We start from the raw sequence: 20,796 nt of genomic DNA, 5'->3' as shown, positions 1-20,796 counted from the left end.
CACATTTCATTAACTTCGGCTACGCCCCCTCTTCCATTCCTTTGTAATCTGCAGCGGTGGAAAAACCGCCACCCCTACAGATAAAAAAAGGTACAGCTAATGAAATTTAACCTCGCATTATTAAATGCATGTGTGGTTTCTGCGTGCATGTTATCGACAACACCTGTGTTCGCCGCTGATAAATATGAGATTGCCGTGGTCGCCAAAGTGACCGGCATTCCGTGGTTCAACCGCATGGAAGTGGGCGTCAACGAAGCGGCGAAAAAACTCGACGTCAACGCTTACCAGACCGGCCCTTCTACGCCGGATCCGGCCGCGCAAGTCAAGGTGATTGAGGATCTGATCGCCAAGAACGTCAACGCCATCATCGTGGTGCCGAACGACGCCAAGGTGCTGGAGCCGGTGCTGAAAAAAGCGCGCGACAAAGGCATCGTGGTGCTGACCCATGAATCCCCGGACCAGCAGATCGGCCAGTGGGACATCGAGACCATCGACAGCGAGAAATACGCGCAGGCCAACGTCGATGAACTGGCGAAAGACATGGGCGGCAAAGGCGGCTACGCCATCTACGTCGGCTCGCTGACCGTGCCGCTGCACAACGCCTGGGCCGATTCCGCCATCAAGTACCAGAAAGAAAAATACCCGGACATGTTTGAAGTCACCTCGCGCTTGCCGGTGGCGGAAAGCATCGACAAATCCTACGCCACCACGTTGGATCTGATGAAAACCTATCCGCAGATGAAGGGCATCATCGGCTTCGGCTCGCTCGGCCCGATCGGCGCCGGCCAGGCGGTGGCCAAGAAGCGCGCCAAGGACAAAATCGCGGTGGTGGGCATCGCCATGCCGGCGCAGGCCGCCCCTTACCTGATGCGCGGCGACATCAAGAAAGCGCTGCTGTGGGATCCGAAAGACGCCGGTTATGCGCTGGTGACGGTGGCCGATCAGCTGCTGCAGGGCAAGGACGTGAACAAAGACCTGTCGATCGAGGGTCTCGGCAAGGCCGACGTCGATATGGAACACAAAGTGATTCGGTTTAATAAGATTTTGGAAGTGACCAAAGACAACGCCAAATCGCTCGGATTCTGATTTTTCGCGTAATTTCGCTACACCGGGAAAGTAGTTAAACCCTCGTAGGGGCGCAGCGTTGCTGCGCCCAGGGCTTCGGCCGCTACGCAAGCACAGGTTAACGTTATGACAGCCTCCCCCGCATTTATCACCCTGGAGAATATCAGCAAGCGATTCCCAGGCGTGCTGGCATTAGACCAGATCAACCTGACGCTGAATAAAGGCGAAGTGCACTGTCTGGCCGGGCAAAACGGCTGCGGCAAAAGCACCATCATTAAAATCATCTCCGGCGTCTATCAGCCGGAAAAAGGCGCCAATATTTCGCTGGAAGGCAAACTCTTCCACGCCCTGACGCCGCAGCTGTCCGGTTATTACGGCATACAGGTGATCTACCAGGACCTGTCGCTGTTCCCTAATCTGACGGTGGCGGAAAACATCGCCATCCACCGTTACCTGCCCGGCGGCCACTTCTGGGTGCGCAAGCGGGTGATGCGCCAGACGGCGCTGGACGCCATGGCGCGGGTCGGCGTACACATCGATCCCGATAAAAAGGTGGAAAAACTGTCAATCGCCGATCGGCAGCTGGTGGCGATTTGCCGCGCCATCGCCGCCGAGGCGCGGTTGGTTATCATGGACGAACCGACCGCCTCGCTGACCCGCCAGGAGGTCGACGGCCTGCTGCGGGTGGTTAACGAACTGAAAGCAGCCGGCATCTGCGTGGTGTTCGTCAGCCACCGATTGGATGAAGTGATGGAAGTCGCCGATCGCATCAGCGTGATGCGCGACGGCAAGCTGATGGGCACCTGGCCGGCCAGCGAGCTGGACAGCCATGAGCTGGCGTTCCTGATGACCGGCCAACGCTTCCATTACAGCCCGCTGCCGCCGCTGCCGCCGGCCGAACAGGCGCCGCTGCTCGAGGTGCGCAACCTCAGCCGCGGCGAGAAATACCGCAACGTCAATCTGGCGCTGCGCGGCGGCGAGATCGTCTCGATCGTCGGCCTGCTCGGCGCCGGCCGCACCGAACTGTGCCTCAGCCTGTTCGGCATGACGCGGCCGGACAGCGGCGAGATCCGCATCGAGGGCCGGGCGGTGCAGCTGCACAACAACCGCGAAGCGGTGCGCCACGGTATCGGCTATGTGTCGGAGGATCGTCTGACGCAGGGATTGATCATGGAGCAATCGATCTACGACAACACCATCGTCACCGTCTTCGATCGGCTGCATACCTCGCTCGGGCTGCTGGATCACGCCAGGGCGACCGAGCTGGTCAACCGGCTGATCCGCGATTTGAACATCAAGGTGTCCGACAGCGCATTGCCGGTGAAAACTCTCTCCGGCGGCAATGCCCAGCGCATCGCCATCGCCAAATGGGTAGCGACCCAGCCGAAGATCCTGATCCTCGACTCGCCCACCGTCGGCGTGGACATCGCCAACAAAGAGGGGATCTACCAGATCGCCCGCGATCTGGCGCAGCTGGGCATGGCGGTGCTGATGATCTGCGACGAGATCCCGGAAGCCTATTACAACAGCCATCGGGTGATGGTGATGCGCAAAGGCGAGTTGATCGCCGAGTTCGCGCCGCACCAGAGTACCGAACAACAGATCGCCGAGGTGGTGAATGGATAAGTCATTATTGGCCCGCTTGGCCGGGCGACACGAGTTTTATCTCGGCCTGTTGGTGTTGCTGCTGGCGATCGGCCTGAGCGCCGGCACCGATGAGTTTCTGACGCTCGGCAACCTGACCGATGTCGCCACCAGCTACGCCATTCTCGGCATCCTGGCCTGCGGGCTGTTCGTGGTGCTGATCGCCGGCGGCATCGATATTTCGTTCCCGGCGATCACCGCCATCGCCCAGTACGTGATGGCCAGCTGGGTGATCCAGCACGGCGGCAGCTTCCCGCTGGCGTTCGCCCTGGCGATCGGCGTCGGCCTGCTGCTCGGGTTGGTGAACGGTTTCCTGGTGTATTGGCTCAAGGTGCCGGCGATCATCATCACCATCGCCACCCTCAACCTGTTCTACGGCCTGCTGGTATACGCCACCAACGGCACCTGGCTGTACGGCTTCCCGGACTGGTTCATGAACGGCATCAACTGGTTCTCGTTCCAGGGCGCCGACGGCTACGACTACGGTCTGACGCTGCCGCTGCTGTGCCTGCTGGCGACCATCGTCGTCACCGGCGTGCTGATGAACCGCACCCGGCTGGGGCGCCAGATCTACGCCATGGGCGGCAACCGCGACGCGGCGTCGCGCCTGGGGTTGAACCTGCTGCGGCTGCACTTCTGCGTCTACGGCTATATGGGCATTCTGGCCGGCGTCGCGGCGGTGGTGCAGGCGCAGATCACCCAGTCGGTGGCGCCCAACTCGCTGCTCGGCTTCGAGCTGACGGTATTGGCGGCGGTGGTGCTGGGCGGCACCAGCATGAGCGGCGGCCGCGGATCGTTGACCGGCACCCTGCTCGGCGTGGTGCTGCTGGCCTTCCTGCAAAACGGGCTGACGCTGCTCAGCGTCTCGGCCTATTGGCACCAGGTATTCAGCGGCGCGATCATTTTGATCAGCATCAGCACCACCGCCTGGAACGAAAAACGCAAGCTGCTCAAGGAGATCTGACATGACGCAGTTAACTCGGTTGATCCCAAACGATCGGATCATTCGCCTGCAGGGCGCGATCATCATCGCGGTGGCGCTGCTGTTCGCCGGGCTGCTCGGATCCCGCTTCTTCAGCCTCGGCAACTTCCAGTCGATCGCCTCGCAGCTGCCGATCCTCGGCCTGCTGGCGCTCGGCATGGGCATCACCATGCTGACCGGCGGCATCAACCTGTCGATCATCGCCGGCGCCAACGCCTGTTCGCTGGTGATGGCGGCGATCATCGTCAGCCATCCCGACCAGCCGCTGTTCCTGGCGCTGGCGCTGTTGGCCGGCCTGTTGGTGGCGGTGGCGATCGGCGCGCTGAACGGCGCGCTGGTGGCCTGGATCGGCGTTTCGCCGATCCTCGCCTCGCTCGGCACCATGACGCTGATCACCGGCCTGAACATCCTGCTGTCCAACGGCGCGGTGATCTCCGGCTTCCCGGCGGCGATTCAATTTCTCGGCAATGGCGCGGTGCTCGGCGTGCCGGTGGCGCTGATCCTGTTCCTGCTGGTGGCGGTCGGGCTGTGGCTGCTGCTGGAGCACACCACGCTGGGGCGCAGCCTGTACCTGATCGGCTCCAACGAGCAGGCCACCCGCTTCAGCGGCGTGAACACCGCGCGGGTGCAGATCGCGGTGTATATCCTGTCGGCGCTGCTCGGCTGGGGCGCCGCCCTGCTGATGATGGCCAAGTTCAACTCGGCCAAGGCCGGCTACGGCGAATCTTATCTGCTGGTGACCATTCTGGCCTCGGTGCTGGGCGGCATTAACCCGGACGGCGGTTTCGGCCGTATTCTGGGGCTGGTGCTGGCGCTGATCGTGCTGCAAATGTTGGAAAGCGGCCTCAATTTGCTGGGGGTCAGCAGCTACCTGACCATGGCCCTGTGGGGCGGCGTGCTGATCCTGTTTATCGCGTTACAGAATCGAAAAGCCTGAGGAGAAAATAATGGCGAGCTATTTTATTGGCGTAGATGTGGGCACCGGAAGCGCGCGCGCAGGCGTATTCGATCTTAATGGCCGCATGGTCGGCCAGGCCAGCCGGGCCATCGATCTGTACCGGCCGAAGGCGGATTTCGTCGAGCAGTCGTCGGATAACATCTGGCAAGCGGTGTGCAATGCGGTGCGCGACGCGGTCAACCAGGCCGACATCAACCCGATCCAGGTCAAAGGGCTGGGCTTCGACGCCACCTGTTCGCTGGTGGTGTTGGATAAAGAAGGCAAACCGCTGACCGTCAGCCCCTCCGGCCGCACCGAGCAGAACATCATCGTGTGGATGGATCACCGGGCGATCGCCCAGGCCGAGCGCATCAACGCCACCAAACACCGGGTGCTGGACTTCGTCGGCGGCATCATTTCGCCGGAGATGCAAACGCCGAAACTGCTGTGGCTGAAACAGCACATGCCCACCACCTGGGCCAACGCCGGTTACCTGTTCGATCTGCCGGACTTCCTCACCTGGCGCGCCACCCAGGACGCCACCCGTTCGCTGTGCTCGACGGTGTGCAAGTGGACCTATCTCGGCCACGAACAGCGTTGGGACAAGAGCTACTTCCAGCAGATCGGGCTGGAAGACGTGCTGGAACACGACGCGGCCAAGATCGGCAGCGACGTCAAAATGATGGGCGAGCCGCTGGGCCACGGCCTGACTCAGCGCGCCGCCGCTGAAATGGGACTGATCGCCGGCACGGCGGTGAGCGTATCGATCATCGACGCGCACGCCGGTACCCTCGGCACGCTGGGCGCCACCGGCGTCTCCGGCGAGGTGGCCGACTTCAATCGCCGCGTCGCGCTGATCGGCGGCACCTCCACCGGCCATATGGCGATGTCGCGCACCGCCCGCTTTATCGGCGGCGTCTGGGGGCCGTATTACTCGGCGATCCTGCCGGAATACTGGCTGAACGAAGGCGGCCAGTCCGCCACCGGCGCGCTGATCGACCACGTCATCCAGTCGCATCCGTGCTATCAGGAGCTGCTGGCGCAGGCGAAAACCCAGGGGCAGACCATCTATGAGGTGCTGAACGCCATTCTGCGCCGCATGGCCGGCGAACCGGAGAACATCGCCTTCCTGACGCAGGACATTCATATGCTGCCGTACTTCCACGGCAACCGCTCGCCGCGCGCCAACCCGACGCTGACCGGCATCCTGACCGGACTGAAGCTGTCGCGCACGCCGGAAGACATGGCGCTGCACTACCTGGCCACCATTCAGGCCATCGCGCTCGGCACCCGCCACATCATCGAAACCATGAACCACAGCGGCTACAGCATCGATACCATCATGGCCAGCGGCGGCGGCACCAAGAACCCGATCTTCGTGCAGGAGCACGCCAACGCCACCGGCTGCGCCATGCTGCTGCCGGAGGAGAGCGAAGCAATGCTGCTGGGCGGCGCGATGATGGGCACCGTGGCGGCCGGCGTATTCGACACCTTGCCGGAGGCGATGAGCGCCATGAGCCGCATCGGCAAGACGGTTACGCCGCAGACCAACCAGATAAAAAGCTACTACGACCGCAAATACCGGGTGTTCCACGAACTGTACAACGACCACATGAAATACCGCCGGCTGATGCAGGAGGAGGCGTGATGCAGCAGGAATGGCGGCAGGCCGTACAGGGCTGGCAAACTTACAGCCGGGAACTGGCGCAGCTGGGCGAGCGCCTCGACGCGCACACCTGGCAGCGGCTGCTGGGGCTGCTGGCCGGCTGCCGCGGTAAAATCGCCGTCACCGGCGTCGGCACCTCGGGAATTGCGGCGCGCAAGATAGCCCACATGCTGGCCTGCGTGGAGCGACCGGCGGTCTACCTCGACGCCACCGGCGCGGCGCACGGCGATCTGGGCTTTCTGCGCGCGGACGATCTGCTGATCCTGATCTCGCGCGGCGGCAATTCCGACGAGCTGACCCGTCTGCTGCCGACGCTGCAGACCAAGGGGGTGCCGCTGATCGCGGTGACGGAAAACCCGCACTCCGCCATCGCGCAGGCGGCGCAGCTGACGATCGCCACCGGGGTGCAACAGGAAATAGATCCGCTGAATATGCTGGCCACTACCTCGATCGTGCTGGTGTTGGCGATCTTCGACGCCGCCTGCGCCTGCCTGATGGCGCGCAGCGGTTACGACAAGAGCGCCTTGCTGGCGGTGCATCCGGGCGGCGGCGTGGGGAAAAGTTTGCGAGAGGAAAACTGAGGGCCCGACACGGCGGGCCCGGCTGACATTACAGCGGCATGTAGATATCGAAACGGTGGCTTTTGGTCAGCGTGGCGGCGTGCGCCGGCACGTCGGCCAGCGGCGGCGCGTAGTCCGGGCGTTTCACCACCACGCGCTTGGTCGCCAAACGGCGCGCCGGTTCCAGCAGGCCGTCGGCGTCATCGTCGCTGCCCACCAGCGATTGAAACACCCGCATTTCTTTCTTCACCAACGCGCTTTTCTGCTTGTGCGGGAACATCGGATCGAGATACACCACCTCGGGGCGCGGGCTGAGATCCGCCAGCGCCGTCAGGCTGGAGGCGTGCAGCAGCGTCAGACGCTCGCGCAGCCACGGGCCGATTTCCGCATCCTGATAGCCGCGCTGCAGACCGTCGTCCAGCAACGCCGCCACCACCGGATTGCGCTCCAGCATCCGCACCCGGCAGCCCAGCGCCGCCAGCACGAAGGCGTCGCGCCCCAGCCCGGCGGTGGCGTCCACCACGTCCGGCAGGTAGCTGCCCTTGATGCCGACCGCCTTGGCTACCGCCTCGCCGCGGCCGCCGCCGAAGCGGCGCCGATGCGCCATGGCGCCAGAGACGAAATCGACGTAGATCCCGCCCAGCTTCGGCTCGTCGCGCTTGCGCAGTTCCAGCCGCTGCGGGGTCAATACCAGCGCCATCGGCGCGTCGTCGTCGGACGTCAGCCGCCAGCGCTGCGCCAAAACAGACAAGGCGCCGGGATCGGCGCCTGCTTCACACAATAAACACACGCTCACGTGTCGGGTTATCCTTTAATGCCGTAATGGCGCAGCATAGCATCCAGCTGCGGCTCGCGGCCACGGAAGCGTTTGAACAGCGCCATCGGCTCTTCCGACCCGCCGCGCGACAGGATGTTGTCGAGGAAGGATTTGCCGGTTTCGGCGTTGAAAATCCCCTCCTCTTCGAAGCGCGAGTAGGCGTCGGCCGACAGCACTTCCGCCCACAGGTAGCTGTAGTAACCCGCCGCGTAGCCGCCGGCGAAGATGTGGCTGAAGGCGTGCGGGAAGCGACCCCAGCTCGGCGAAGGCACCACCGCCACCATTTTCTTGACTTCCGCCAGCGTCGGCAGGATCTGCGCGCCTTTCTCCGGGCTGTATTCGAAGTGCATGCGGAAATCGAACAGACCGAACTCCAGCTGGCGCAGGATAAACAGCGCCGCCTGGTAATTCTTGGCCGCCAGCAGCTTGTCGAGCATGGCCTTCGGCAGCGGCTCGCCGCTCTGGTAGTGGCCGGAGATAAACGCCAGCGCTTCCGGCTCCCAGCACCAGTTTTCCATAAACTGGCTCGGCAGTTCGACCGCATCCCACGGCACCCCGTTGATGCCGGAGACGCCGGCGGTATCGATCTGCGTCAGCATGTGATGCAGACCGTGGCCGAATTCGTGGAACAGCGTGGTCACTTCGTTATGGGTGAACAGCGCCGGCTGGTCGCCCAGCGGACGGTTGAAATTGCAGGTCAGGTAAGCGACCGGTTTTTGCAGCGTGCCGTCGGCCTTGCGCAGGCTGCCGACGCAGTCGTCCATCCAGGCGCCGCCGCGTTTGTTCTCGCGGGCGTACAGATCGAGGTAGAAGCTGCCGCGCAGCTCGCCGTCGGCGTCGAACAGATCGAAGAAGCGCACGTCCGGATGCCAGGTATCCACGTCTTTACGCTCTTTGGCGGTGATGCCGTAGATGCGTTTCACCACTTCGAACAGCCCTTCCACCACCCGCTGTTCCGGGAAGTACGGGCGCAGCTGCTCGTCGCTGATGGAGAACAGGTGCTGCTTTTGTTTTTCGCCGTAGTAGGTGATGTCCCAGGCGTCGAGCTCGTCCACGCCATAGTGCTGTTTGGCGAAGGCGCGCAGCTGCGCCAGCTCCTGCTCGGCCTGCGGGCGGGCGCGCTTGGCCAGATCGCTCAGGAAGCCGATCACCTGCTCCGGGCTTTCCGCCATCTTGGTCGCCAGCGACTTGTCGGCGTAGGTGTCAAAGCCCAGCAGCTGAGCCAGCTCATGGCGCAGCGCCAGCGTTTCCGCCATCACTTCGCTGTTGTCCCATTTGCCGGCGTTCGGCCCCTGATCGGAGGCGCGGGTGGCGAAGGCGCGGTACATCTCTTCACGCAACGCGCGGTTGTCGGCGTAGGTCAGCACCGGCAGGTAGCTCGGCATGTCCAGCGTCAGCAGCCAGCCGTCCTGCTCTTTAGCCTGCGCCATCGCCTGCGCCTGCGCCAGGGCGCTTTCCGGCAGGCCGCTCAGCTCGGCTTCGTCGGTAATCAGTTTGCTCCAGCCCATGGTGGCGTCGAGCACGTTGTTGCTGTAGGTGGAGCCCAGTTCGGACAGGCGCGCAACGATCTCGCCATAGCGCTGCTGTTTGTCCGCCGACAGGCCGATGCCCGACAGTTCGAAGTCGCGCAGCGCGTTGTCCACCGCCTTGCGCTGCGGCACGCTCAGCGCCTCGAAAGCCGCGCCCTCTTTCAGGCTGCGGTAGGCCTGATACAACCCTTCGTGCTGGCCGACCCAGGTGCCGTACTCGGACAGCAGCGGCAGCGCTTGCTCATAGGCGGCGCGCAGCTCCGGGCTGTTTTTCACCGAGTTCAGGTGCCCGATCGGCGACCAGATGCGCGACAGGCGATCGTCCGACTCCGCCAACGGCTGACACAGATTGTCCCAGGTGAACGGGCCCGGCTGCGCGACCACGCGCTCTACCGCAGCGCGGCAGTCCGCCAGCGCGGATTGCACCGCTGGCACGATATCTTCAGGGCGGATCGCCGAGAAAGGCGGCAGGGAAAACGGGGTCAGCAACGGATTTGTCATAGGGCAGTCCTGATTAGCGTTGGGGCCCGCCGCACGGGCGAGCCTTAAAATGCGTATGAATCTCTAACATGGAGCCAGGCAGCAGGAAAATCAATGCCCGGCGTTGATCGTTCGTGCCTTAAATGGCGCTTTGGCGGATGCGGGCAGCCAGCGCCGCCAGCTGTTCGTCGTCGGCGCGCGCCGCATCGTGGGAGGAGATATAGCCCTCGTAACGCGTGAAAAACTTCGGCGAGGTCGCTTCGATCGGCCGCCACTGTTCCAGCGACGCGGTGCCGTGCAGCGGGATCAATTTGGCGTGCACGTGGTCGACGCCGTAGCCCTCGAACACCATGCCGCAGCGGCCGACATCCTCGAACGCGCGATCCAGCTGCCGCGCCACCCGCTTGGTCGCCAGCATCAACGCGCTCAGCACCTCGTCCGGCAGATCAAACGCGTAGCTCGGGTGGTGCGCCTTGGGGATCACCACGCTGAAACCGTCGGTGTTGGGAAAGATGGACAGGAACGCCAAATGGTCGTCGTCTTCCCAGATTTTATGGCACGGCGCCTTGCCCGCCACGATGTCGCAAAAAATGCAGCTCATCTTTTCTCCTTGTGATTCACAGCGTTTCAACCCATTCGAACTCTTCGAACACCAGCCACATGTCCGGCGCAAAGGTGCCCTCGCGGGTGAAGAACGCCTGATGCCCCTGGCGCCAAAACGCCAGGCTTTTGTCGCCTTCACCCTCTTTGGCCGCCATCTCGGCGGTCACCCGATCGTAGCGCACCAGGCGCAGCGCCAGGGTTCTGATCACGCAGGCCGGTTCGCCGCGGCCATCGAGAACGATGCTGTAATCGCCGATCCGCGGGGTTTGTTCCCGACGATAGCTCGCATAGGAACTGCAGGTGGCGGTTTTATCCCCGCTCAGCACCAATCCCAGCAGCTCGTCGGCTAACGCGGGGCCGTCGCCGAACGCCCAGCGCGTCGCGTCGGGGTAATTCGCCAAAATCGCCTGTTTGCTCATCGTCCTGTCCCTTTCTGTTAACGTCTGCGGCAACGGAGTCCGGTTTTTCCCGGCCAGACAGTTTATACTGTGCAGATTATAAGCCTTATTGCATTGAATGCTCCGTCTGCGGAGCACAAGGAACCGCCACCCGTCATGTTAAGTTATCGCCACAGTTTCCACGCCGGCAACCACGCCGACGTGCTCAAGCACACCGTTCAGAGCCTGATCATCGAGTCGCTGAAGGAAAAAGAGAAGCCGTTCCTGTATCTGGATACCCACTCGGGCGCGGGCCGTTATCAGCTCAGCGGCGAACACGCCGAGCGCACCGGCGAATACCTGGAAGGCATCGGCTTGCTGTGGCAGCGCGACGATCTGCCGGAAGAGCTGGCGGCCTACATGAGCGTGGTACACAACTTCAACCGTTCCGGCACGCTGCGCTACTATCCCGGCTCGCCGCTGATCGCCCGCCAGCTGCTGCGCCCGCAGGACAAAATTCACCTGACCGAGCTGCACCCGAGCGACTACCCGCTGCTGCGCAGCGAGTTCCAGAAAGACGAACGCGCCAAAGTGCAGCGCGCCGACGGCTATCAGCAGCTGAAATCCCAGCTGCCGCCCCTGTCGCGCCGCGGCCTGATCCTGATGGACCCGCCGTATGAAATGAAGACCGATTACCAGGACGTGGTCAAAGGCATTCAGGAAGGCTACAAGCGTTTCGCCACCGGTACTTACGCGCTGTGGTACCCGGTGGTGATGCGCCAGCAGATCAAACGCATGCTGCGCGATCTGGAAGCCACCGGCATTCGCCGCATTCTGCAGATCGAACTGGCGGTGAAACCCGACAGCGATCAGCGCGGCATGACCGCCTCCGGCATGATCGTCATCAACCCGCCGTGGAAGCTGGAGCAGCAGATGAAAAACGTGCTGCCGTGGCTGCACAAGGTGCTGGTGCCGTCGGGCATCGGCCACCATCTGGTGAACTGGGTGGTACCGGAATAATCCCCGGCAGGGCGCGGTTCGCCGCGCCCTGCGTCCACCTATCGCAGCCATCGACGCAATCTTTGCGACAAACCCCGGTCAGGCGTTAAACTCTTACCCTCTTCAAATTCACAACTCATGGAAATCCCAGATGACGAAACATTACGATTATCTAGCAATTGGCGGCGGCAGCGGCGGTATCGCATCGATCAACCGGGCAGCCATGTACGGCCAAAAGTGTGCGCTGATTGAAGCCAAAGAGCTGGGCGGCACCTGTGTAAACGTGGGTTGTGTACCGAAAAAAGTCATGTGGCACGCGGCGCAGATCGCCGAGGCCATCCATCAGTACGGCCCGGACTACGGCTTCGACACCACCGTCAACGCCTTCGACTGGAAGAAGCTGGTCGCCAACCGCACCGCCTATATCGACCGCATCCACAACTCCTACGACAACGTGCTGGGCAAGAACAAGGTCGACGTGATCAAAGGCTTCGCGCGCTTCGTGGATGCGCACACCGTGGAAGTGAACGGCGAAACCATCACCGCCGACCACATCCTGATCGCCACCGGCGGCCGCCCGAGCCATCCGGCTATTCCGGGCGCGGAATACGGCATCGACTCCGACGGCTTCTTTGAGCTGGACGCCATGCCGAAACGCGTCGCCGTCGTCGGCGCCGGCTATATCGCCGTAGAGATCGCCGGCGTGCTGAACGCGCTGGGCGCGGAAACGCATCTGTTCGTGCGCAAGCACGCGCCGCTGCGCACCTTCGATCCGATGATCGTCGAAACCCTGGTGGAAGTGATGAACACCGAAGGACCAAGCCTGCACACCGAATCCGTGCCGAAAGCGATCGTCAAGAACGCCGACGGCAGCCTGACGCTGCAGCTGGAAAACGGCAAGGCATTCACCGTCGACTGCCTGATTTGGGCCATCGGCCGCGAACCGGCGACCGACAACCTGAACCTCGGCGTCACCGGGGTGAAAACCAACGAACAAGGCTACATCGACGTCGATAAGTTCCAGAACACCAACGTCAAAGGCATCTATGCGGTGGGCGATAACACCGGCGCGGTAGAGCTGACCCCGGTCGCCGTGGCCGCCGGCCGCCGTCTGTCCGAGCGCCTGTTCAACAACAAGCCGGACGAACACCTGGATTACAGCAACATCGCCACCGTGGTGTTCAGCCACCCGCCGATCGGCACCGTCGGTCTGACCGAGCCGGAAGCCATCGAGAAGTTCGGCGCGGACAACGTGAAGGTGTACAAATCCTCCTTCACCGCCATGTACAGCGCCGTGACGCAGCACCGTCAGCCGTGCCGCATGAAGCTGGTGTGCGCAGGTAAAGAAGAGAAGATCGTCGGCCTGCACGGCATCGGCTTCGGCATGGATGAAATCCTGCAGGGCTTCGCGGTGGCGGTGAAGATGGGCGCCACCAAGAAGGACTTCGACAACACCGTGGCGATCCACCCGACCGCGGCGGAAGAGTTCGTCACCATGCGCTGAGGCGCAACCTCGCCGGGTTCCGGCGCGTAACAGGCCAGGCGCGAAAGCGTCTGGCTTTTTTTACTTATCTCGCTCGCCTCACGGCGCCCGGCGGTAATGATCGCGAAGAAACACCGGCAAATCGTTCGCCGGTGAAGCAAAGGGCACCTGATAGAGCATATCGCCGACAAAACCGCGATGATAGGTAGCGTGGTTGACGACATGCAGCACGATTTCCTGCCGCGTCATGCGGCCTTCCCCCCCGCCGACGAACGCGAAATGCACCACCTGCGCCAGCGCCTCCGGCGACCAGCTGTCCACCTGTTCGATATACCAGCGATCCATTTCCTCCACCGCGCACCGCAAGTCGTCAAGCGCAGGCGTTTGCTCGGTGTTACGCGCGAGGTAGCCATGCTTGCGGCCTTGCAGATGGTGCCTGAAGATATCGTCCACCACATACACATGATTCAAGGTATGCACCATATTGCCGAAACGGGTCGGGCGCGGCCGCAGCGCTTCGCCTTCCGGCAAGGCCGCCACACAGTCAAAGGTCAAGGCGTTCGCCCAGGCTTTGTAACGCACCAGCATTTTCAAGGTATCGATGGCCGTTGCAGACATACTGCTCACTCCTTATCGGATGAAAATCGATATTCAGCTCAGCCGCACGCGGTGCGGCGGCGCGTTCTACGCCGTGCCAATCCCTTGCAGCCGCCCTTCGACCTGAGTGCGCGTATCGCCGCCCACCCAAATCCGGCCGCTCGCGTCGCGGGTGACATGCACGCGTCCGTTGCGCCCACGGCAGCGCCCCTGAGCGGCGATATAGCTGCCGCTGACCACGCCGCTTGCGAACAACCACTGGGCCAGGGAGGCATTGAGGCTGCCGGTGACCGGATCTTCGACGATAGCGCCAAGATGATCGCTCAAAAAGGCGCGAACTTCGAAGGCTGCGTCACCATCGGCATGTGGACCGACGACGCCAATGTCGACCCTGCGCGGCCAGCTTCTCGCCGGCGTCAGGGAAAGCACCCGTTCGGCGCTGGCCAGCCGGATCCCCAGCCACCCCGGACCGTTATCGATCCAGGCGGCATCGAGCGCCTCCTCAGGCGCGATCCCCAAAAACCGCAGCGCGTCGGCCAACGCCGCTTCTGAAGGCGCCCCGGAGCGAATCAACGGCGGCGCGGCAAAACACAGCCGTCCGGCCTCGCGGCGAATGCTCACCAAGCCCGCCCCGCACTCCTGGATGATCTCCGCATCATTGCGCGGCATACCCTCCGCAGTGAGCCAGGCATGACAACTGCCGAGCGTCGGGTGCCCGGCAAACGGCATTTCACGATCCAGCGTGAATATCCGCACCCGGTAATCCGCCTGGGGGTGCGTCGGCGGCAGCAAAAAGGCCGTCTCCGACAGGTTGAACCAACGCGTCAAACGCTGCATGTCCTCCGTCGACAACGCTTCGGCGCCCGTGATCACCGCCAACGGATTGCCAGCGAGCGGCCCGGCGCCAAAGACATCCACCATTTGCATGCCAAAAACCATCGCTTCTCTCCTCAGGTTAACGCCGGGCGTTCATTACCCCCGCGATATCAACAGCTCCAGGCCCGCCAAAGCGAACAGCAGCGCAAGCGTTCCTTCAATCCAGCGCCTCACCCGGGTGTAAAACGCGATCATCGGCACCGTTGAGAACAACAGGGCATACCCCCCGAAAATCGTCACGCCGAGCAGCGCGCAACCGCCAATAATTGCCGGTAAAACCTGCTCAGGCGCGCCTTGCCGCAATCCCAGCGACATGATCGCCATCCAGGACATGATGGCCTTGGGATTGCCGAGATGCATCAGCACGCCCTGCCGATAAAGCGCCCGATAAGGCCGCGCATCGCGCTCCGCGGCCATGCCCGACGTCGCGGCGGACGTGCGTAACGCGGACTTTCCGGCGCGCAGCGCCAGATACAGCATATACACGCCGCCAACGATCTTGATGGTCCACAGCGCCTGCGCATACGTGGCCAACACGGCGGAAAGGCCGGTCGCGGCCAACATCGCCCAGCACAGCGATCCGGTCATCACGCCGGCGGCCAGCACCAATGCGGGCCTGCGGCCGTCACGCATCGCCACGCCCATGATCGCCATGTTGCTAGGGCCGGGGCTGGCGGTTGCGAGGAGATAGGCGCCGTAAACCAACGCAAGCTGACTGACCATCATGGAAAAACTCCGCTGACCCGCCTTACGGCCGAGCCGTTGTTGAAAACGCCGGGACTCCTCACCAACATAGTATGTGTTACACTTTTCGCCTATTTAAATAGTGTCACGTGACACTATATTCTTTCTCCGGAGAGTGACCATGCGGCTTCAATCCCCCTGGCAACCCCGCCTGGCCAACGTGGAAGCCACTACCGTCGAACGGCTGGTGCTGGCGTTGGCTGACGACATTATCGAGGGCAAGCTGCAAGGGGGCGATCGTTTGCCGGCTCACCGTCCCCTCGCCTGGCAATTGGCGATCGGTCTGGGCACGGTGACCAAAGCCTACGCCATCCTGGAACGACGCGGGCTGGTTCGCAGCGTGAAAGGCCGCGGGATGTTCGTGGCGATTCGCCGCGCCCGTGAAAAACGCGAAATCGATCTTTCATCCAATGCGCCGCCGGCGATGCTTACCGATCGTTTGCTGGCGCGCACGCTGGCCGGCATTGCGCGGAAAATGGATGCGGACCATCTGAACTTCTATTCCCCTCCGACCGGGCATCTGGAGCACCGGCGTTTGTTGGCCCGCTGGCTGGAAAACGCCGGCGTCACGATCGATCCGTCGCACCTGGCGCTGACCAGCAATGCCCGTCAGGCGATTTCTCTGGCGTTTGACCTGGCCTGCGGGTCACGCGGCACGATACTGACGGAGAGACTCACCTACCCCGGCGCGATCGCGCTGGCCCGACGTAAAGGCCATCGCCTGATCGGCGTGGAGATCGATGCGCAAGGCATGGTGCCGCAGGCGCTGGCGAGCGCGCTCGAGCGAGTCTCCTCCGGCCATACCGCGGTCTATCTGACGCCGACGCTGCATAACCCGACGACCGCCACCATGAGCGCCGAGCGCAGGCAGGCTATCGTCGAGATATGTCGGCAGGCGAATGTCTGGATCATCGAGGATGGCGTCTACGCGCTGGGTCACTCTGCGGCGCCTGCGCTCGCGGCTTTGGCGCCCGAGCGGGCGTTCCATGTCAATGGCCTGTCGAAAACGCTCGGCCCGGGGTTGCGGATCGGCATGCTGACTCTGCCGCCCGGCATGCAAACTGCGGCGGAAGAAGCCTTGCAAGATATTCCTTTCGCGCCTTCGCCACTGTCTTGCGCTGTGGTGGAGGAGTGGCTGTCCAGCGGCGCAATCGAGACGATACCGCAAGCGTTGCGCCATGAGGCTCAGCGAAGAGTGCATCTGGCCACCTCGATATTTGATGCCGACGACTGCGTATCGCATCCCGACGCTTATCATGTCTGGCTGCCGATGCCGCGCGAAACCGCCGAGTCTGTGGCCGCCGCCGCCGCATTGGTCAACGTAAAGGTGACACCGCCTGACACCGTGATGGTGGCCCGCGACGAACGTGCGACGGGCATTCGCCTGTGCCTGGGCTCCCCCTCGCCGGACGAGCTAACGGCAGGCCTGACGCAGCTGGCACAGCTGTTGAAAGAGCATCGGAACGGCTGACAAACGGAAGAGAAAGGTTACGCGCACGGGCCGACCGGCTCAGGACTGTTCTTTTTGTGCGGTTTACTATTCCCTTCGCACCCGCCTGCTTTTTCTGCCATTATTCTGCCTGATAAATTAGCGGGACTGATACAACCTCCCCGCGCCTCTGGAGAACACCGATGCTGTTCAAACTATGCAAAACCCTTGCGATGGCCTGCGTGGCCCTGATTATCGCCCAGAGCAGCGCGCTCAGCTTTACCCTGGAAGTGGCGGGCAAGATCGACAACGTGACCGACCCGGTCAAAAAAAGCTATCTGTTCACCGATAAGCAGCTGTTGGCGATGCCGGTGCGCAGCATCACCACCTCCACTTCCTGGACGCCGCAGAGAAAATTTGAAGGGATTTCGGTGGCCGATATCCTGGAGCGCGTCGGCGCCAAGGGCGAGACGCTGACTTTCTACGCGCTGAACGATTATTACATCGACGTGCCGCTGTCCGACGTCAAGAAATACAACATGATCCTGGCCTACAGGATGGACGGGGAAATGCTGAAGCTCAGAAACTTCGGCCCGCTGTTCCTGGTTTACCCGCGCGACGCCGCCGGGCCTGAACTGAACTCGCCGTTGTACAATTCACGCTTTATCTGGCAAGTCGACAGGATCGTGATCAAATGAAGCTGACGACCTTTAAGAACGGCAGCAGGCTGGCGATCCCGGCCATCTTTGCCGCGCTGTTTTTAGTGGCTTCGACCGTCACGCTCTATTACTACAGCGCCACCCTGTCGAAAAAAGGGCTGTATGCCATCGCCGGCACGCAGGAGAATTACTCCTGGTCTATCGCCAAGTTCTCCATCAAGCTGGCGGAGTTCGACACGCTGGTCGAGCAGCAAAGCCATGCCGCGCAGGTGGACAGCGACAATCTGCGACTGCGGTTCGAAATCCTCTATTCGCGCTTTTACGTGCTGGAAACCGTCTCCGAATCCACGCAACCGCTGTACGCCGAGCCGGGCTACCCGGAAGTGGTCAAGCAGATGCGCCTGCAGATGGATCGCATCGATAAACTGCTGGATAACCCGAAAATCGACTTCAGCCAGGTTTTCGCGGCCATGAAGGCCATCAAGCCTTACGCTATCGAAATGGCCAACCTGACCGACCACGCCGAGGTGAAGCAGCGCACCGCAGCCTATGAGGATTACATCGAGAAACGGCACATTATTTTCTATGGGCTGGTGATCGTCATGTTCTCGGTGATCGCGCTGATCGCCATCACCCTGATCGTGTTCCGCCAGCAGCGGCTGACCATTCGCCAGCAGGCCAAAGCCATTGAGGCGGAGAAAGCGACGCGCACCAAAAACGCCTTCCTCGGTGCCATCGGCCACGAGCTGCGCACCTCATTGCAGAGCGTGATGTCGGCCATCGACGTGCTGGTGAACACCCGAGTGTCGGCGGAGCATGCGGACACTTTCCAGCGGCTGGAGACCGCCGCGCAGCAAATCGAAAGCCAGATGAAGGATCTGACCGACTACGCGCACCTCGACAGCGGCATGATGGAATTGCGCATCGTGCCGTTCGACGCGCAGAAGCTGATCGCGGAAACCGCCAACGAAATCGCCACCCTGACCCGCAAAGAGCAGGTCAAACTGAGCTGCGAAGTGGAGTGCAGCCACCTGTTGGTGCACTCCGATCCGCTGCGCATCCGGCAGATTATCGTCAACCTGCTGACCAACGCCTACAAATACACCGAAAGCGGCAGCATTACGCTGCACAGCTGCCTGCGCCGCCAGCCGGGCGGCAATTCGTTGATCATCGAAGTGACCGACACCGGCATCGGTATTGAAAAAGACCAGCTCGATCAGATCTTCAAACCCTTTACCCAGTTGGATCAGTCGCATACCAAACAGTATGCCGGCGTGGGAATGGGGCTGGCGATCGTGCACGGCCTGGTGACGCTGCTCAACGGCACCATCACGGTATACAGCGAAATCAAGAAAGGCAGCACCTTTATCGTCAGCATTCCGGTGCAGATCAGTGAAGAAGAGCGCGCCGACGAGCCCGCCGCCGCCAATGCCCCCCTGCAGCAAAAGCCGCAGCAGGTGCTGGTGGTGGATGACAACAAGTCGGTGGGGGATGCCTTTGCGGCGCTGCTGGACAAGCTGGGCTACCAGCACGAACTGTGCGACTCGCCGGAGCGCGCGTTGCAGAAACTGCTCAGACGCCCTTACGACGCGCTGTTGCTGGATCTGCAGATGCCGGGCATCGACGGCGCCGCCCTGGCCAGGCAGCTGCGCAATCGTCGCGGCCCCAACCGCCATGTGCCAATCATCGGCATCAGCGCCTATACGCCGGAGCAGCTGACGGCGGATCAGCGCGCCCTGTTCGATAACTACCTGATGAAACCGGTTCGGCTGGATGCGCTGTCGAGCGCGCTGGCCGAGGTGTTCCCCGCTAAAGATTAAAACAGCGTTGCAGTGCGGCTTCGATCACATGGAGCCGCACCGGTTTTTCATAAGGACCGAGCACATCGTACTCGCGCATCGCCTGAGCGATCTCCGACTCGCGTCGGTCAGTGCCCAGTTCGCCGGTCAGCACCAGTACCGGCGCGTCCGGGTTGTCGGAGGCGCGGATGGTGGCGATACAGCGATCCGCCGTTTCCTCACCGATCAGCCAGTCCACCACGTAACCGTCGAACAGGCTTTGCTGCAGCGCTTGGCAGAAGCTGTCGACATCGTAAAACGCCACTGCGTTGAAACCGCAGCCGCCGAGGTACTTGGCCAGCTCATCGGCCGCCTGATGCGAATCGTCCAATACCGCGATGCTCAACCGCTCGTCATCGCCGTAACCGGGCCGAATTTCTATCAGTTCAACGCCGTAACGCGTGCCTGCCGGCGCCTCATCGGCGCGATAGATATGCCATTGCCCCTCCACGCGCAGCGCCACAAATTCCGCCGGCCGCCCGGCAGGAAGTTCGTCGCCAATGTGCCCGACGCAGGGCATCGCCACCCCCGCCACGAAAAAGATGGCATCACGCGCCATGTTTGGCTCGGTCGTCTCATGTTCGGCGCTCAAATCGGCGATCGCCGCCGGCGTTTCTCCCAACGCGGCCGCGACGCTGTTGATCTGTTCCAGCGTCCAGGGGCTTTGCCCTTTCAATTTGCGGTGCGCATGTGAAAAACTCAGATCCAAGATGCGGCTGAGTTCGCGGGCATGCTGACGTTTTCCAATCCCGTAATGTAAAAACAGCTCCCTGACCCGATTGGCAATCGACTGTGAATCGAATTTTTGATGATTGTTATCCATTTGTTCCTTCGATTTTTTTTACTGATTTATCAGTCGTTTTGATTATTTCTGCTGAAAAAGCCACACCTAAAACTAGCATCCCATGCAATTATGCGTTAAAAACGTTGCTTGACATACCATGTTGTATCGTCAAACATGGTATCAAAAGAGACATACAGCAATACACTATAAAAAATAACACCAGCACGATTTTTAATAATAACCATAGTAACACCAGGGAAAATTTGTTCCGTTGCCGCTACTGAGACGATGCTCACATCGCTTGGACTGCATAAGCAAAACGGGGCTTGAGCCTTTAGCGCTAATCTGTTTTACCCACTTTTAAGCCGGGATCCGTCAGGGTCCCGGTTTTTTATTGCCCTGGTGCCGCGCCATCATACGGACTCACCCCGCAGCCGCAAATAAAAACGGAGCCGGCATGCCGGCTCCGTTCACCCTGTAATGACCGCTTGGCTTAGAAACGCCAGGTGAAACCGGCGTTGACGCTGTTGTCCTGGTGGTTCTGCGACAGCAGCCCGCCGTAGCCCAGCGACAGCGAGGCGTTCTCGTTCACCGCCACTTCCGCCCCTGCCTTCAGCACCATCCCGTCGCGCGACACCGGCACGCTGTCCACCACGAACGGCGCGTTGCCGCCGTTGAACCGCAGCCCGGTGCCACGCTCCAGCCCGCCGTACTGGTGTTGCCACCC

The 20,796-nt window shown here is 61.9% G+C and carries 20 protein-coding genes; 11 read left to right on the top strand and 9 right to left on the bottom strand.

Going from position 1 to position 20,796, the window contains the following annotated elements; translation table 11 throughout:
- Window positions 1–99: 99 nt before the first annotated feature.
- From ACJ8KE_RS21815 to ACJ8KE_RS21790, 6 genes are all read left to right on the top strand, one after another.
- Entirely contained in the window at window positions 100–1,086 is a 987-nt protein-coding gene (locus ACJ8KE_RS21815) for an autoinducer 2 ABC transporter substrate-binding protein (RefSeq protein ID WP_028128102.1), read from the top strand.
- Between the two features lie 105 nt (window positions 1,087–1,191).
- Window positions 1,192–2,691, top strand: coding sequence for a sugar ABC transporter ATP-binding protein (locus ACJ8KE_RS21810; protein ID WP_123867961.1), 1,500 nt, complete (start codon window positions 1,192–1,194; stop codon window positions 2,689–2,691).
- The gene (locus ACJ8KE_RS21805; RefSeq protein ID WP_004930997.1) at window positions 2,684–3,673 is read left to right on the top strand and encodes an ABC transporter permease; all 990 of its coding nucleotides are present in this window, start codon (window positions 2,684–2,686) and stop codon (window positions 3,671–3,673) included. The genes ACJ8KE_RS21810 and ACJ8KE_RS21805 overlap by 8 nt, the downstream gene beginning before the upstream one ends.
- Window position 3,674: 1 nt before the next feature.
- On the top strand, window positions 3,675–4,628 hold the full coding sequence (locus tag ACJ8KE_RS21800) for an ABC transporter permease (protein WP_016930441.1): 954 nt from the start codon (window positions 3,675–3,677) through the stop codon (window positions 4,626–4,628).
- Between the two features lie 10 nt (window positions 4,629–4,638).
- Window positions 4,639–6,276, top strand: a complete 1,638-nt coding sequence (locus ACJ8KE_RS21795) for an FGGY-family carbohydrate kinase (RefSeq protein ID WP_016930442.1) — start codon at window positions 4,639–4,641, stop codon at window positions 6,274–6,276.
- The gene (locus ACJ8KE_RS21790; RefSeq protein ID WP_016930443.1) at window positions 6,276–6,875 is read left to right on the top strand and encodes a KpsF/GutQ family sugar-phosphate isomerase; all 600 of its coding nucleotides are present in this window, start codon (window positions 6,276–6,278) and stop codon (window positions 6,873–6,875) included. Before ACJ8KE_RS21795 ends, ACJ8KE_RS21790 begins: the two co-directional genes overlap by 1 nt.
- A gap of 28 nt (window positions 6,876–6,903) precedes the next feature.
- Here ACJ8KE_RS21790 and rsmJ read toward each other — a convergent pair whose 3' ends face one another.
- From rsmJ to ACJ8KE_RS21770, 4 genes are all read right to left on the bottom strand, one after another.
- The gene (gene rsmJ / locus ACJ8KE_RS21785) at window positions 6,904–7,650 is read right to left on the bottom strand and encodes a 16S rRNA (guanine(1516)-N(2))-methyltransferase RsmJ (protein WP_028128290.1); all 747 of its coding nucleotides are present in this window, start codon (window positions 7,648–7,650) and stop codon (window positions 6,904–6,906) included.
- Window positions 7,651–7,658: 8 nt separating this feature from the next.
- Window positions 7,659–9,701: an oligopeptidase A gene (prlC, locus tag ACJ8KE_RS21780; RefSeq protein ID WP_074056153.1), complete on the bottom strand. Its 2,043-nt coding sequence runs from the start codon at window positions 9,699–9,701 to the stop codon at window positions 7,659–7,661.
- 118 nt (window positions 9,702–9,819) lie between these two features.
- Complete coding sequence (locus ACJ8KE_RS21775) at window positions 9,820–10,281, bottom strand: HIT family protein (RefSeq protein ID WP_049300429.1); 462 nt, start codon at window positions 10,279–10,281, stop codon at window positions 9,820–9,822.
- A 16-nt stretch (window positions 10,282–10,297) separates the two neighbouring features.
- Window positions 10,298–10,702: an ASCH domain-containing protein gene (locus ACJ8KE_RS21770; RefSeq protein WP_079450483.1), complete on the bottom strand. Its 405-nt coding sequence runs from the start codon at window positions 10,700–10,702 to the stop codon at window positions 10,298–10,300.
- A gap of 135 nt (window positions 10,703–10,837) precedes the next feature.
- Here ACJ8KE_RS21770 and ACJ8KE_RS21765 point away from each other — a divergent pair, with 135 nt between their 5' ends.
- Together ACJ8KE_RS21765 and gorA are read left to right on the top strand one after the other, a co-directional pair.
- Window positions 10,838–11,680, top strand: coding sequence for a 23S rRNA (adenine(2030)-N(6))-methyltransferase RlmJ (locus tag ACJ8KE_RS21765; RefSeq protein ID WP_004931012.1), 843 nt, complete (start codon window positions 10,838–10,840; stop codon window positions 11,678–11,680).
- A 130-nt stretch (window positions 11,681–11,810) separates the two neighbouring features.
- Window positions 11,811–13,163: a glutathione-disulfide reductase gene (gene gorA, locus ACJ8KE_RS21760; RefSeq protein WP_016930448.1), complete on the top strand. Its 1,353-nt coding sequence runs from the start codon at window positions 11,811–11,813 to the stop codon at window positions 13,161–13,163.
- Between the two features lie 78 nt (window positions 13,164–13,241).
- Here gorA and ACJ8KE_RS21755 read toward each other — a convergent pair whose 3' ends face one another.
- From ACJ8KE_RS21755 to ACJ8KE_RS21745, 3 genes are all read right to left on the bottom strand, one after another.
- Window positions 13,242–13,760 carry a DinB family protein gene (locus tag ACJ8KE_RS21755; RefSeq protein ID WP_110147503.1) on the bottom strand — a complete coding sequence of 173 codons (519 nt, stop codon included), beginning with the start codon at window positions 13,758–13,760 and terminating at the stop codon, window positions 13,242–13,244.
- Window positions 13,761–13,826: 66 nt separating this feature from the next.
- The gene (locus ACJ8KE_RS21750) at window positions 13,827–14,678 is read right to left on the bottom strand and encodes a PhzF family phenazine biosynthesis protein (protein ID WP_397609307.1); all 852 of its coding nucleotides are present in this window, start codon (window positions 14,676–14,678) and stop codon (window positions 13,827–13,829) included.
- Window positions 14,679–14,711: 33 nt separating this feature from the next.
- Window positions 14,712–15,341, bottom strand: a complete 630-nt coding sequence (locus ACJ8KE_RS21745) for a LysE family translocator (RefSeq protein ID WP_421086126.1) — start codon at window positions 15,339–15,341, stop codon at window positions 14,712–14,714.
- 139 nt (window positions 15,342–15,480) lie between these two features.
- On the opposite strand from ACJ8KE_RS21745, the gene ACJ8KE_RS21740 reads away from it, so the two are divergent.
- The 3 genes from ACJ8KE_RS21740 to ACJ8KE_RS21730 all read left to right on the top strand — a co-directional run bounded on the left by ACJ8KE_RS21740 (window position 15,481) and on the right by ACJ8KE_RS21730 (window position 19,267).
- Window positions 15,481–16,830 (top strand): aminotransferase-like domain-containing protein, encoded by a 1,350-nt coding sequence (locus ACJ8KE_RS21740; protein WP_123867959.1) that lies wholly within the window; start codon window positions 15,481–15,483, stop codon window positions 16,828–16,830.
- 161 nt (window positions 16,831–16,991) lie between these two features.
- On the top strand, window positions 16,992–17,486 hold the full coding sequence (locus ACJ8KE_RS21735; RefSeq protein WP_004931017.1) for a molybdopterin-dependent oxidoreductase: 495 nt from the start codon (window positions 16,992–16,994) through the stop codon (window positions 17,484–17,486).
- Entirely contained in the window at window positions 17,483–19,267 is a 1,785-nt protein-coding gene (locus ACJ8KE_RS21730; RefSeq protein ID WP_016930453.1) for an ATP-binding response regulator, read from the top strand. Before ACJ8KE_RS21735 ends, ACJ8KE_RS21730 begins: the two co-directional genes overlap by 4 nt.
- Here ACJ8KE_RS21730 and ACJ8KE_RS21725 read toward each other — a convergent pair.
- Window positions 19,257–20,108: a helix-turn-helix domain-containing protein gene (locus ACJ8KE_RS21725; RefSeq protein WP_049300425.1), complete on the bottom strand. Its 852-nt coding sequence runs from the start codon at window positions 20,106–20,108 to the stop codon at window positions 19,257–19,259. The two genes, ACJ8KE_RS21730 and ACJ8KE_RS21725, sit on opposite strands and share 11 nt — an antisense overlap.
- A 454-nt stretch (window positions 20,109–20,562) precedes the next feature.
- Window positions 20,563–20,796 (bottom strand): autotransporter outer membrane beta-barrel domain-containing protein (locus tag ACJ8KE_RS21720; protein ID WP_268602411.1); only part of this gene is annotated, 234 nt, incomplete at its 5' end.

The organism is Serratia sp. CY56464, assembly GCF_052168435.1.
GTDB lineage: Bacteria > Pseudomonadota > Gammaproteobacteria > Enterobacterales > Enterobacteriaceae > Serratia > Serratia marcescens.
The sequence above is the reverse complement of the archived record's forward strand: the minus strand, read 5'-3'. Positions and strand labels throughout refer to the sequence as shown.

Bases quoted from the DNA above. Each gene is read 5' to 3' on its own strand.
- ACJ8KE_RS21815 (WP_028128102.1), top strand. From the start codon at position 100: ATGAAATTTAACCTCGCATTATTAAATGCATGTGTGGTTTCTGCGTGC.
- ACJ8KE_RS21810 (WP_123867961.1), top strand. From the start codon at position 1,192: ATGACAGCCTCCCCCGCATTTATCACCCTGGAGAATATCAGCAAGCGA.
- ACJ8KE_RS21805 (WP_004930997.1), top strand. From the start codon at position 2,684: ATGGATAAGTCATTATTGGCCCGCTTGGCCGGGCGACACGAGTTTTAT.
- ACJ8KE_RS21800 (WP_016930441.1), top strand. From the start codon at position 3,675: ATGACGCAGTTAACTCGGTTGATCCCAAACGATCGGATCATTCGCCTG.
- ACJ8KE_RS21795 (WP_016930442.1), top strand. From the start codon at position 4,639: ATGGCGAGCTATTTTATTGGCGTAGATGTGGGCACCGGAAGCGCGCGC.
- ACJ8KE_RS21790 (WP_016930443.1), top strand. From the start codon at position 6,276: ATGCAGCAGGAATGGCGGCAGGCCGTACAGGGCTGGCAAACTTACAGC.
- prlC (WP_074056153.1), bottom strand. From the start codon at position 9,701: ATGACAAATCCGTTGCTGACCCCGTTTTCCCTGCCGCCTTTCTCGGCG.
- ACJ8KE_RS21775 (WP_049300429.1), bottom strand. From the start codon at position 10,281: ATGAGCTGCATTTTTTGCGACATCGTGGCGGGCAAGGCGCCGTGCCAT.
- ACJ8KE_RS21770 (WP_079450483.1), bottom strand. From the start codon at position 10,702: ATGAGCAAACAGGCGATTTTGGCGAATTACCCCGACGCGACGCGCTGG.
- ACJ8KE_RS21765 (WP_004931012.1), top strand. From the start codon at position 10,838: ATGTTAAGTTATCGCCACAGTTTCCACGCCGGCAACCACGCCGACGTG.
- gorA (WP_016930448.1), top strand. From the start codon at position 11,811: ATGACGAAACATTACGATTATCTAGCAATTGGCGGCGGCAGCGGCGGT.
- ACJ8KE_RS21755 (WP_110147503.1), bottom strand. From the start codon at position 13,760: ATGTCTGCAACGGCCATCGATACCTTGAAAATGCTGGTGCGTTACAAA.
- ACJ8KE_RS21750 (WP_397609307.1), bottom strand. From the start codon at position 14,678: ATGGTTTTTGGCATGCAAATGGTGGATGTCTTTGGCGCCGGGCCGCTC.
- ACJ8KE_RS21745 (WP_421086126.1), bottom strand. From the start codon at position 15,341: ATGATGGTCAGTCAGCTTGCGTTGGTTTACGGCGCCTATCTCCTCGCA.
- ACJ8KE_RS21740 (WP_123867959.1), top strand. From the start codon at position 15,481: ATGCGGCTTCAATCCCCCTGGCAACCCCGCCTGGCCAACGTGGAAGCC.
- ACJ8KE_RS21735 (WP_004931017.1), top strand. From the start codon at position 16,992: ATGCTGTTCAAACTATGCAAAACCCTTGCGATGGCCTGCGTGGCCCTG.
- ACJ8KE_RS21730 (WP_016930453.1), top strand. From the start codon at position 17,483: ATGAAGCTGACGACCTTTAAGAACGGCAGCAGGCTGGCGATCCCGGCC.
- ACJ8KE_RS21725 (WP_049300425.1), bottom strand. From the start codon at position 20,108: ATGGATAACAATCATCAAAAATTCGATTCACAGTCGATTGCCAATCGG.